Raw genomic sequence first — 11,512 nt, 5'->3', positions numbered from 1 at the left:
ACCAAAACTTAAGAAGTTGACACCGCTCAGCGGCGTTCGATCGGCTCGATCACCTGTAACGCCAGGTTGCCTTTGTGAGAGCCCATCTTGACCTTGAAGGCCGGCACGCCATTGGCGCGCATGATCATGTCTTCCGGCATTTCGACGGGGATGATATCCCCCGGCTGCATGTGCAGGATGTCCCGCAATCGTAGCTGGCGTCGGGCGACCGTCGCGCCGATCGGCACGTCGACATCCAGCACGTCCTGGCGCAAGGCGTTGATCCAGCGCTCGTCCTGGTCGTCGAGGTCCGACTGGAAACCGGCGTCGAGCATTTCACGCACCGGCTCGATCATCGAATACGGCATGGTCACGTGCAGGTCGCCGCCACCCCCATCGAGCTCGATGTGGAACGTCGAGACGACAATGGCTTCGCTTGGGCCGACGATGTTGGCCATCGCCGGGTTCACTTCCGAGTTGATGTACTCGAAATTCACTTCCATGATCGCCTGCCAGGCTTCCTTCAAATCGACGAAAGCCTGCTCCAGCACCATGCGCACGACACGCAGTTCGGTCGGTGTGAATTCGCGACCTTCGATCTTGGCGTGACGACCGTCGCCGCCGAAGAAGTTGTCCACCAACTTGAACACCAGCTTGGCGTCGAGGATGAACAATGCCGTGCCACGCAGCGGCTTGATCTTCACCAGATTGAGGCTGGTGGGCACGTACAGCGAATGCACGTATTCGCCGAATTTCATCACCTGCACGCCACCCACGGCCACGTCGGCCGAGCGGCGCAGCATGTTGAACATACTGATGCGGGTGTATCGGGCGAAACGCTCGTTGATCATTTCCAGGGTCGGCATGCGTCCACGAACGATGCGATCCTGGCTGGTCAGGTCGTAGCTTTTGACGCTGCCCGGTTCAGCAGCGTTTTCGGTCTGCACCAGGCCGTCGTCGACACCGTGCAACAGCGCGTCGATTTCGTCCTGGGACAACAAGTCCTGCACGGCCATGTCGTGTTCCTACTGCAATACGAAGTTAGTGAAGAGCAACTGTTCGATCACCACTTTGCCGAGTTCTTTCTGGGCCACTTCCTGCACGCTGGCCGTGGCTTTCTGACGCAGCATTTCCTGGCCCACCGGAGTGGCCAGGGTGTCGAAACTCTGTCCGGAAAACAGCATCACCAGATTATTGCGAATCAGCGGCATGTGTACACGCAACGCTTCCAGGTCGGCCTGGTTGCGCCCCAGCAAGGTAATGCTCACCTGCATGTAGCGCTGACGACCGTTCTGGGTGTAGTTGGCGACGAAGGCCGGGGCCATCGGCTCGAAAACCGCTGGCTGCTTGCCCACCGGAGCAGCTTCCACCGCCTCGGCCGGCTTGCTCTGGGCGTTGTGCATGAAATACCAGGTCGCCCCCACGGACACGCCGACGGCCAGGAGCAAGCCCACCACGATCAGGATGATCATCTTGAGTTTGCCTTTGGTTGCGGGGTCTTTTACAGCTGCTGCTTCGCTCTTCGCCATGCCAATAATCCGTCGTTAATCGGGGGTTCACTGTTGCATGGCTAGGCTGGAGCAAGTGTTATGCCAGAAGAGAAACGATGGTCGACGCAATTTCGAGAACACCCTAAACCATTATGGGAGCGAGCTTGCTCGCGACGCCGATTTTTCAGCCACCGTTGCAGGTGACTGATCCATCGTTATCGCGAGCCAGCTCGCTCCCACAAGGTTAGTGCGTTGAATCAGGCGTAGTAATCGACCGCGCTGGTGCCAATGACGCTGGTGGTGCTGGCCGCCACTTCGGCAACGCTGGCCGGCATCTCTTCATCCAGCGAGTCAACTCGGCCGCCGGAGGACGTGGTGCGTCCAGCCTGGGCTTGCTGCTGGGCCTGTTGATCCTGGTTCTGCGAGCCACGGGATTGATCCGACACGCTGACGTCGACCTGCCCCATTCCCTGCTGGGCGAAACTGTCACGCAGACGATGCATCTGGCCTTCGAGGGCTTCGCGCACGCCTGAGTGGGCGCTCATGAAGGTCACCTGGGTCTGCTGGTCTGGAATCATGTTCACCCGAATATCCAGGCGTCCGAGCTCGGCAGGTTGCAACTGGATGTCGGCCGCCTTGAGATTGGCGCTCGACAAGTACATCACCCGGTTGACCACCTCCTCGGTCCAGCCGCCCTGGTTCATGGCGATGGGCTGATTGACCGGCACCGCGTTGGCGGTTTTCGGTGTGGCGGCCTGGGTCAGTGCCGCCAGGCGGTTGGCAAAGTCATCCACGCGCGTATCGCTGGAAGCGGCCGTCAGATCCTTGAGGCCTTCGCTGATCAGGCCACTGAACGCCTTGTCACCCCCCTGGCTGCCGGCACCGGTGCTGTCCTGGTCGGCTTGCACGGTGAGCATGCTCGCCATACCGGCGGCGAACGTCTGGGCCGAAGTCGGCTCACCATCGAGAGACGCCGGCGCAGCGGTCTTGGACTGCGCCTGGCTGGAAGCGGACACGTGGCCGCTCTGCTCCATCGCCAACCGCAACGCCGGTAGTGCGTCGAGCGGATCGGCCTGCGGGTCGAACTCCGGGTCCGTCACCGGCGCCGAGGCTTTGGCCGCCACACTCGGGGCAACGGGAGCCGCTACCGCCGCAGTGACTTGGGCCTCGATCGTAGGCACCACGGCAGGCTGCGCCTCAGCGACGCCCTCTGGAATAACGGTGCCCGGCAACAACGCAGGGTCCAGCGTCGGATCGACAGGCGCGGCATCCGCTACCGGCGTTTCTGGCGCATCGCTGTCGGCATCATCCGCCGTCTTGCTACCGGCAGTGGTCGGCTTGTCGGCGGGCAAGGGTTTGCCGCTATCGGCAACCGCCGGCTCCGGAGCGGCAGTATCGCTGCCCGCGTCCTTCTTGGCGGCATTGTCGGCGGTCTTGTCGCGCACCGGTTTTGCCGATGGCTCAGGCACCGCCGGTGATTTGACGGGTGCCTGCTTGGCGAAGACCTGGGCGAAGCTGGAGGCTCTGTTCTCGGCGTCCGGACCTGCTGCCAGTGGATTGACGGCGGCCTGCGGCTTGGCCTGGGCGGTGGCCTGGAGCAGTGTGTTGGGTGTAACGGGCATAAGATGGTCTCCGCTGCACTGGAATCATAGATGCAGTTGAGACAGGGCAATGCAAGGGACGGGCCAATGAAGCAAACGGGATGCTTCAGCAGTGAAAGCTTTCGCGCTCTTCTCGACAAAGCGTACGAACGTGAGCGAATTCGCTATCGATTTCATTGACCAGGCTCTCGATACCGTGCAGCGACGGCTCCTTGGCACGCTGCTCCAGCTCACCACACAGCTCGGCCAGGCGAATGGCGCCCATATTGCTGCTGCTGCCCTTGAAACTATGGGCAGTAGCACTGAGCATTTGCGCGTCCCTCGCCTCGTGCAGTACACGAAGGCGGGCTTCGGAATCCTTGAGGAAAGTATCCAACAGCTCCGGATACCCGTCCTCCATGACTTCCTTCAACGTGCTCAGCACGTCGAGATCCAGATGAATTTCGTTCACTTGTTCGCTCCCTGATCAAGAATGGCCCCGATTATGACAGAGCCTCCCAGAAAAACTCCACGCGCGCACTACGACCATCGTCGGACCAGGAGGCCTGATGACAGAGTTGGCGCACCAGGCTCACGCCGCGCCCAGACAATCGATCCCGGTCCAGCGGCCGCGCCAACACCTTGGCGACATCGAAGCCCTTTCCGCTGTCTTCGACTTCAATGATTAGTCTGCCACCGTCGCCCTGGGGCGTGACGTGCAGATGCACCCGCACGTGACCATCGTCCAACTTGTCCAGACGCGCGCCGCGCTCCTGATAGTAACGAGCAAAACCGGTCGCATCACGCTTCAGGCTGGAGTCGAGCCCCAGCACCCCGTGTTCCAGGGCGTTGGAATAAAGCTCCGACAACACGTTGTATAGGGCTCCACTCTGCGCCCTGAGCCCGTGGACCTCCAACAATAATTGCAGCAGGTAAGGCATCGGGTTGAAGCGCTTGAGTGTTTGCGCGCGGAATTCGAAACTCAACGACCAATCCAGCGGACTGGACTGGCCACTATCGGAATAGACCGGTGGCGGCGGGTTGAGTTGCGTCGGCGCGACCAGCCGCACCTCGACCATGCTGAAGTCATCACGGGCCTCACCGCGAAAATCCCGCAAGGCTTGCTGGATATCCTCGAAGAGACGGTCGGGTTCGCGGTTGGCCGAGAACACCTGCTGCAACCGCTCCACGCCAAACGGTTGATCATCGTGGTCGCTGGTTTCTATCACTCCGTCGGACAACAGGAAGACCCGATCACCCACCGACAGCGAGTGGACCTCGGTGCGATCGTCGAACAACTGGGGCGTCAGCACACCCAGCGGCAAGTGCCGCGCCGGCAACGGCGTGCGCACGCCACTGAGGCTGTCGTGCAGATACCCGTCAGGCATGCCGCCATTCCAGACCTCGACGGTGCAGCGCTGGAAACTCATGCTTAACAGCGTCGCGCAACAGAACATATCCACCGGCAGGATGCGCTTGAGCTTGGCATTCATCTCCCGCAGGATCTGCGCCAGGCCATAACCTTTGGCAGTCATCCCGTAGAACACTTCCGCCAGCGGCATCGCGCCGACCGCCGCCGGCAGGCCGTGCCCGGTAAAATCGCCGAGCAGGATATGCATGTCGCCGGCCGGGTTGAACGCGGCCAGCAGCAAGTCGCCGTTGAACAAGGCATAAGGTGATTGCAGATAACGGATATTCGGCGCGCTCAGGCAACCGGAGTGGGCAATCTTGTCGAACACGGCCTTGGCGACCCGCTGCTCATTGAGAAGGTAATCGTGGTGTCGGGCGATCTGGTCGCGCTGCTCGACCACCGTGGCCTGCAACCGACGCAAGCGGTCCATGGCCTTGATTTTCGCAGCCAGGATGACTTGGTTATAGGGTTTCGCCAGGAAGTCATCCCCACCGGCCTCAAGGCATCGGGCGAGCCCTTCGCTTTCGGTCAATGAGGTGAGGAAAATGATCGGGACCAACTGATCCCCGGCCAATTGCTTGATCTTCTGCGCCGCTTCGAAGCCATCCATGACCGGCATCATCGCGTCCATCAGCACAAGATGAGGACGCTGCTCCAGATAGACGTCGACCGCCTCGGCGCCATCGGCGGCGGTGAGCACGTGGTGCCCCTGGCGACGGACAATGGTCGACAACAGCAGTCGGTCCGCGGCGCTGTCTTCGGCAATCAGGATCGTCAGCGGCTCCGGCGACGATTGCATGGCGATCAACTGATATCGAACAGCTTGTCGAAATTGGAAATCGCGAGGATTTTCTTGACGTCGCTGCTGCTGTTGACGACGCGGATATCCGATTCGTCGCCACCGGCATGGTCACGCAACAGCAGGAGCATGCCCAAGGCAGAGCTATCTAGGTAAGTGGCCTCTTTCAGATCCACCACGATGGACTCGGGTTTCGTGTTGAGCTTTTCATAGGACTCACGAAACTCCTGATGCCGGCCAAAATCGAAGCGGCCCTTGATCGAGATCGTCAGTTTTTGCCCATCAGGAGATACTTCGGTAACGACAGACATATTCACTTCCTTGTCGTGGACATACGTGTACAAGGTTTAGCACCTGGTAGAGGTCTGAGCAAGGTTTCAAATCGCCTGCCCGACAAAACTCTACCGCCAATATCAATACGGGTCCTGGCGCGGCAAGCGCTGGGACAATTCATCCAGCAGTTTCTGCTCACGCTTATCCTCCAATTGCCGCGCCTCGTCGATGTAACGCTGTACCAGTTTGCGCAGCCCCTCGACTCGGGCGAACGCTTCCTGCCAACTCTGGCGAGCCTTCTCGAGATTGTTCTGGTGCCAGACCAGGCTTTGGCGCTGCTGATCGATGGCGGTGCCCAATTGCGCCAGGAACCCCTGGTAACCCAACAACCACTGTCCGGAAACGCCGTGACTGCCACGGGCGATCCACTGTTCCTGGTATTCCAGACGAAAATTCTCCAGGTCAGCCAGCTTGCTTTCAGCAACAGCCACTTGCCCCTGGAAATACGCCAACCGCTGTACAGCGGTTTTCTCAGCCTTTTCCGCCATGTCCACCACCGGTGCCAGGCGCGCCGCACGACTCGTGGCCATGATCGGTTACGTGCCGGAGACTGGGGCGAAAATGGTTTGCAGGTGCGCTTCGCTGGCGCCCATGCCGATGCTGTCATTCAGCGCCTGGCGCAGATACACCGCCATGGCCGGATAGAGGTTGATGGCCGTGTCGGTTTCGCGATCGCCGCCAGGCACATAGGCACCTACGCTGATCAGGTCGCGACTCTGCTGGTAACGGGACCAGTACTGCTTGAACTGTTGCGCCCGTTTCATGTGCTCGGGGCTGATCACCGATGGCATGACCCGGCTGATCGACGCTTCGATGTCGATGGCGGGGTAATGTCCTTCTTCCGCCAGACGCCGGGACAATACGATATGGCCGTCGAGCACACCACGGGCCGAGTCGGCGATCGGATCCTGTTGGTCGTCGCCCTCGGACAGCACGGTGTAGAACGCGGTGATGGAGCCACCGCCCTTCTCCGCGTTTCCGGCGCGTTCCACCAATTTCGGCAGCTTGGCGAAGACTGAAGGCGGATACCCTTTGGTCGCCGGAGGTTCGCCGATGGCCAGGGCGATTTCCCGCTGGGCCTGGGCGAAACGGGTCAGTGAGTCCATCAGCAACAGGACATTCTTGCCCTTGTCGCGGAAATATTCAGCGATACGCGTGCAGTACATGGCGGCACGCAGGCGCATCAATGGCGCATCGTCCGCCGGCGAAGCCACCACCACGGAACGTTTGAGCCCTTCTTCGCCGAGGATGTGCTCGATGAATTCCTTCACCTCGCGACCCCGCTCGCCGATCAAGCCCACCACGATGATGTCGGCTTCGGTAAAGCGGGTCATCATGCCCAGCAGCACACTCTTGCCCACACCAGTACCGGCGAACAGGCCCAGGCGCTGGCCGCGTCCAACCGTCAACAAACCGTTGATGCAACGAATGCCCACGTCCAGCGGTACGCTGATGGGGTCGCGCTTGAGCGGGTTGATCGTCGGGCCATCCATCGGCACCCAATCTTCAGCCTTCATACCGCCCTTGCCGTCCAGGGCCCGTCCAGCGCCATCCAGCACCCGGCCGAGCATGCTCATGCCCATGGGCAGGCGACCGGTATCGGCCAGCGGTACCACGCGGGCACCCGGGGCGATGCCGGCGACACTGCCCACCGGCATCAGGAATACCTTGCTGCCGGAGAAACCCATGACCTCGGCTTCGACCTGCACCGGGTGATAACTGTCATCGTTGATCACCAGGCAACGACTGCCCATGGCGGCACGCAAGCCTTCCGCCTCAAGGGTCAGGCCGACCATACGCAGCAGACGACCTTCCAGGATCGGCTGGCCGGCCAGTTCGGTGGCCTCGGCGTAGCTGCCCAGGCGCTTGCCAAAGCTGGTTCGCTCAAGGCGCATCGCGGCTGTCCGTTGCGCCAACAAGCGGTTCGTCACCGTCCGGATCGACGATGACAGCGGCCTTGGGTTCGTCCGGCAGATCCAGGCTGAGGTCGGCCGGAGCCGGATGCAGGGCCTGTTCGTGCAGTTGGTCAAAGAGTTTCGCCATGATCTGGCTGATGCGCGTCTCGATTGTCGCGTCGATGCGGCTGTGCTCGGTTTCTACGCGGCAACCGCCCGGCAGCAGGGACTCGTCCTCGACGATGCGCCAGGTTTCCTCGTGGCGCTCGCGCAGGGCCTTCACCAGTTCGAAGTCCTGAGGATTGATGTACAGCCGCACGTTGCCCACGCCCAGCGGCAGCAGCTTGAGGGCTTCGCGCATGACGTGTTCGATCTGGCTCGAATCGATCGCCAGCTCGCGCTGGATCACTTGGCGGGTGATGTGCTGCACCAGCCCGACCAATGACTTTTCGATCTGGGTGTCCTGCTCGGCGATGGGCTCGAACAGATTGAGCATCAGTGATTCCAACGCACGTAGCTTCGCCGTCAGCGCCACGTCGGCTTCCTGGCGAACCTTGATCGTCGTGCTGTGGAAACCTTCTTTCTCGCCAATGGCGAAGCCTTCGTTGTAGGCCTCCTGACGAATGCTCTCGACTTCTTCGAGGGTCAGTGGCTGGACTTCCTCCAGCGGCACCTCCTCCATCTCCGGCAGCTCTTCCACCGGCTCCGGCTCGGGCTCGGGCACGAAGGGGTCGAAACTGGGCAGCGACCAGACGTCGAAACCTCCGACGTCCCGGGCGCGGATCAGGTCGCTGGGTGCATCATCACTCTTGGCAGACATAACGACCTTAGATCATCTCTTCGCCGCCCTTGCCACCGAGCACGATTTCTCCGGCTTCGGCCATACGGCGGGCGATGGTGAGGATTTCCTTCTGTGCGGTTTCCACGTCGCTGACGCGCACCGGGCCCTTGGCCTCGAGGTCGTCGCGCAACAGTTCGGCCGCTCGTTTGGACATGTTCTTGAAGATCTTCTCCTTGACGCCTTCGTCCGAACCCTTGAGGGCCAGGACCAGGACGTCGGAGGACACTTCGCGCAACAGAGCCTGGATACCACGATCGTCGACATCGGCCAGGTTGTTGAACACGAACATGAGGTCTTCGATCTGACCGGACAGGTCTTCGTCGACTTCGCGAATCGAGTCCATCAGTTGACCTTCGATCGAACTGTCGAGGAAGTTCATGATGTCCGCCGCGCGTTTGATACCGCCCAAGGTGGTGCGCGAGGCATTGGAGTTGCCCGAGAACTGCTTCTCGAGAATCTGGTTCAGTTCTTTCAGGGCCGCCGGCTGCACGGTGTTCAACGACGACACACGCAGGATGATATCGAGGCGAACCTTATGGTCGAAGTTGCCCAGCACTTCACCGGCCTGGTCCGGGTCGAGGTACGCCACCACGATCGCCTGGATCTGGGGGTGTTCATAACGGATCACGTCGGCAACCGCGCGCGGCTCCATCCACTTGAGGCTGTCCAGGCCGCTGGTGTTGCCACCCAGCAGGATCCGGTCGATCAGGCCGTTGGCCTTGTCCTCGCCCAGGGCCTGGGTGAGCATCTTGCGCACGTAGTCGTCGGAACCGACGCCCAGGCTGGTCTGGTCGCCGACGATGTCGACGAACTCGCTCATGACCTGCTCGACCTGCTCGCGATGGACATTGCCCATCTGGGCCATGGCCACGCCAACGCGCTGGACCTCTTTGGGCCCCATGTGACGCAGCACTTGGGCGGCGTCGGTCGAACCCAGGGACAGCAGCAGGATCGCGGCTTTGTCGACCCGGGACAATTTGGCAACAGCGGCTCGATTATCACTCATCTGCGTTAATCCACTCTTTCACGACCTGGGCCACACGACCCGGATCTTCTGCCACCAGACTCTTGATGGCGTTCAACTGAGCGTCGTAGCCTTCGCTCGGGCTTGGCAGCAGGATGCTCTGCGGCCCGCCGAGGCTGACGCGATCGTTGGCCAATTCGCCATCCAGGCCGCCCATGCCTCCCAGCTCTACATCGCCCAAGCCTGCCAACTGCTTGTTCTTGCCGCCACCGGTGATGTTGTTCAGCACCGGGCGCAACACGCCGAATACCAGTATCAGGATGAACAACACACCCAATACTTGCTTGACCACATCCCAGAACCAGGGTTGCGAATAAAACGGAATGTCGGCGATTTCTTCACCGCGCTCCAGGGAGAACGGCACGTTGATCACGCTGACGCTGTCGCCACGGCTGGCGTCGAAACCAACGGCGTCCTGCACCAGGCGAGTGAAGCGCGCCAATTCGTCGGCGCTCCACGGCGCACGGCTGGTTTCGCCGTTGGCCGGGTTGATCTTGACCTGATCGTCCACGACGACGGCGACCGACAGGCGATTCAAACGGCCCTGCTGCTGCTTGGTGTGGCTGATGGAACGGTCGAGCTCGAAGTTCTTGGTGGATTGTTGACGCTTGTCGGCCGGGTACGGCGCGAGCATCGGCTGGCCGGTGGCCGGGTCCATGATCTGTTGGCCATTGGCATCGATCAGCGGCTGGCCGGGCTGCACCATGCCCGCGGCGGCGGTGGCGCCACCGGTGGTTTGCGGCGCGCTGGCCGGCGACGGCGGCTGGTTGCTCAGGGCACCCGGCACGCCTTGCGGACCATTGCTGGCGGTACGCTGTTCGTTCACCGACTGCTCGCTGCGCAACGCGGGTTGATCCGGGTTGAATTGCTCGGAGGTCGATTCGACCGCACTGAAATCCACGTCCGCCGAGACTTCGGCCTTGTAGCGGCCATTGCCCAGGATAGGTTGCAGAATGTTATGCACCCGCTGGGTGAACATGCCTTCCATGCGGCGGCTGTAATCGTACTGCTTGCCGGCCATGGTCAGTTCGGAGTTTTCCGCCTGGTCGGACAGCAGGTTGCCCTTCTGGTCGACCACGGTGATTTGCGACTTGCTCAGTTCGGGAACGCTGGTCGCCACCAGGTTGATGATGGCGACGACTTGGCCTGGCTCCAGGGAGCGGCCGGAATACAGTTCAACCAGTACCGAAGCACTCGGCTTGCGCTCATCGCGCACGAACACCGAGCTTTTCGGGATCGCCAAGTGCACACGGGCAGCCTTGACGTTGTTGAGGCTGGAGATGGTGCGCGCCAGTTCGCCTTCCAGGCCGCGACGATAACGAGTCGCTTCCATGAACTGGCTGGTGCCCAGGCCCTGGTCCTTGTCCAGAATCTCGAAACCGATGTTGCCATCGGTCGGTGTCACGCCAGCGGCAGCGAGCTTGAGGCGCGCGCGCGCCACGTCGTCGGCCTTGACCAGCAAGGCGCCAGAATTGGGTTCAACGGTGTAGGGAATGTCGGCAGAAGCCAGGGTTTCCATGACCTGCTTGGCGTCCATGCCTTCCAGGCTACCGTACAACGGACGGTAGTCTGGCTGCTGGGACCACAACACGACGGCGAAACCAATCGCCACGCTGGCAGCCAGGCCGACCAACAGGCCAACCTGACGCAGCATGGTCATCTCGGAGAGGTTTTCCAGGAAAGACAGACCGAACAACGGCGGTTTGCCGTCTACCGGAGTGGCCTTGGCTGGAACGTTATCAACGGCTGCTTCTGCCATGACTCAATAGTTTCCTTAGACCGGCATCTGCATGATGTCTTGGTAGGCTTGAACCAGTTTGTTACGTACCTGGGTCAACGCCTGAAACGAGACACTGGCTTTCTGCGAAGAGATCATTACATCCGTCAGGTCGACGCCACTTTTACCAATCTCGAAAGCACTGGCCAACTGGTTCGAAGCCTGCTGGGTATCGTTCACTTTATTGACGGCCTGACCGAGCATGTCGGAAAAGCTGCTGCCACCCACCTGGGGGACCGCGACCGATTTCGGCTGGGCCATGGCGTCCATTTGCATGGACCGCATGTCCAACATCAATCGATTAAATTCAATACCTTGGCTCATGGTCTATTCTCTCTGGCGGCCCGCATTTTTTTGACACTTACTCAGCGGGTACGTAGGTG

General features: G+C 60.9%; 12 protein-coding genes. All 12 read right to left on the bottom strand.

The window, feature by feature from the left end:
- Positions 1–26 precede the first annotated feature (26 nt).
- Positions 27–995 carry a flagellar motor switch protein FliM gene (gene fliM / locus DOCECA_RS04325; protein WP_003184019.1) on the bottom strand — a complete coding sequence of 323 codons (969 nt, stop codon included), beginning with the start codon at positions 993–995 and terminating at the stop codon, positions 27–29.
- Positions 996–1,004: 9 nt separating this feature from the next.
- Complete coding sequence (gene fliL, locus DOCECA_RS04320) at positions 1,005–1,508, bottom strand: flagellar basal body-associated protein FliL (protein ID WP_420767373.1); 504 nt, start codon at positions 1,506–1,508, stop codon at positions 1,005–1,007.
- Positions 1,509–1,726: 218 nt separating this feature from the next.
- Positions 1,727–3,091, bottom strand: a complete 1,365-nt coding sequence (locus DOCECA_RS04315; protein ID WP_445571497.1) for a flagellar hook-length control protein FliK — start codon at positions 3,089–3,091, stop codon at positions 1,727–1,729.
- Between the two features lie 85 nt (positions 3,092–3,176).
- Positions 3,177–3,521 carry an Hpt domain-containing protein gene (locus DOCECA_RS04310; protein WP_420767375.1) on the bottom strand — a complete coding sequence of 115 codons (345 nt, stop codon included), beginning with the start codon at positions 3,519–3,521 and terminating at the stop codon, positions 3,177–3,179.
- Positions 3,522–3,552: 31 nt separating this feature from the next.
- A complete protein-coding gene (locus tag DOCECA_RS04305; protein ID WP_434610276.1) occupies positions 3,553–5,259 on the bottom strand; it encodes an ATP-binding SpoIIE family protein phosphatase in 1,707 nt (568 codons plus the stop codon).
- Between the two features lie 5 nt (positions 5,260–5,264).
- Positions 5,265–5,570 (bottom strand): STAS domain-containing protein, encoded by a 306-nt coding sequence (locus DOCECA_RS04300; RefSeq protein WP_258648063.1) that lies wholly within the window; start codon positions 5,568–5,570, stop codon positions 5,265–5,267.
- Between the two features lie 102 nt (positions 5,571–5,672).
- Positions 5,673–6,122 carry a flagellar export protein FliJ gene (fliJ, locus tag DOCECA_RS04295; RefSeq protein WP_003184033.1) on the bottom strand — a complete coding sequence of 150 codons (450 nt, stop codon included), beginning with the start codon at positions 6,120–6,122 and terminating at the stop codon, positions 5,673–5,675.
- 6 nt (positions 6,123–6,128) lie between these two features.
- Complete coding sequence (fliI, locus tag DOCECA_RS04290; RefSeq protein ID WP_420767378.1) at positions 6,129–7,487, bottom strand: flagellar protein export ATPase FliI; 1,359 nt, start codon at positions 7,485–7,487, stop codon at positions 6,129–6,131.
- Positions 7,477–8,307 carry a flagellar assembly protein FliH gene (gene fliH / locus DOCECA_RS04285; protein WP_434610273.1) on the bottom strand — a complete coding sequence of 277 codons (831 nt, stop codon included), beginning with the start codon at positions 8,305–8,307 and terminating at the stop codon, positions 7,477–7,479. The genes fliI and fliH overlap by 11 nt, the downstream gene beginning before the upstream one ends.
- 7 nt (positions 8,308–8,314) lie before the next feature.
- On the bottom strand, positions 8,315–9,334 hold the full coding sequence (fliG, locus tag DOCECA_RS04280; RefSeq protein ID WP_007958288.1) for a flagellar motor switch protein FliG: 1,020 nt from the start codon (positions 9,332–9,334) through the stop codon (positions 8,315–8,317).
- On the bottom strand, positions 9,327–11,111 hold the full coding sequence (fliF, locus tag DOCECA_RS04275) for a flagellar basal-body MS-ring/collar protein FliF (protein ID WP_258648065.1): 1,785 nt from the start codon (positions 11,109–11,111) through the stop codon (positions 9,327–9,329). The genes fliG and fliF overlap by 8 nt, the downstream gene beginning before the upstream one ends.
- Positions 11,112–11,126: 15 nt before the next feature.
- Positions 11,127–11,453 (bottom strand): flagellar hook-basal body complex protein FliE, encoded by a 327-nt coding sequence (gene fliE / locus DOCECA_RS04270; RefSeq protein ID WP_003184044.1) that lies wholly within the window; start codon positions 11,451–11,453, stop codon positions 11,127–11,129.
- Between the last annotated feature and the right edge of the window lie 59 nt (positions 11,454–11,512).

Source organism: Pseudomonas sp. E102 (assembly GCF_052660185.1).
This window is presented reverse-complemented; position numbering and strand designations above follow the sequence as displayed.

Bases quoted from the DNA above. Each gene is read 5' to 3' on its own strand.
- fliI (WP_420767378.1), bottom strand. From the start codon at position 7,487: ATGCGCCTTGAGCGAACCAGCTTTGGCAAGCGCCTGGGCAGCTACGCC.
- fliE (WP_003184044.1), bottom strand. From the start codon at position 11,453: ATGAGCCAAGGTATTGAATTTAATCGATTGATGTTGGACATGCGGTCC.
- fliH (WP_434610273.1), bottom strand. From the start codon at position 8,307: ATGTCTGCCAAGAGTGATGATGCACCCAGCGACCTGATCCGCGCCCGG.
- fliJ (WP_003184033.1), bottom strand. From the start codon at position 6,122: ATGGCCACGAGTCGTGCGGCGCGCCTGGCACCGGTGGTGGACATGGCG.
- fliL (WP_420767373.1), bottom strand. From the start codon at position 1,508: ATGGCGAAGAGCGAAGCAGCAGCTGTAAAAGACCCCGCAACCAAAGGC.
- DOCECA_RS04315 (WP_445571497.1), bottom strand. From the start codon at position 3,091: ATGCCCGTTACACCCAACACACTGCTCCAGGCCACCGCCCAGGCCAAG.
- fliG (WP_007958288.1), bottom strand. From the start codon at position 9,334: ATGAGTGATAATCGAGCCGCTGTTGCCAAATTGTCCCGGGTCGACAAA.
- DOCECA_RS04305 (WP_434610276.1), bottom strand. From the start codon at position 5,259: ATGCAATCGTCGCCGGAGCCGCTGACGATCCTGATTGCCGAAGACAGC.
- fliF (WP_258648065.1), bottom strand. From the start codon at position 11,111: ATGGCAGAAGCAGCCGTTGATAACGTTCCAGCCAAGGCCACTCCGGTA.
- DOCECA_RS04300 (WP_258648063.1), bottom strand. From the start codon at position 5,570: ATGTCTGTCGTTACCGAAGTATCTCCTGATGGGCAAAAACTGACGATC.
- fliM (WP_003184019.1), bottom strand. From the start codon at position 995: ATGGCCGTGCAGGACTTGTTGTCCCAGGACGAAATCGACGCGCTGTTG.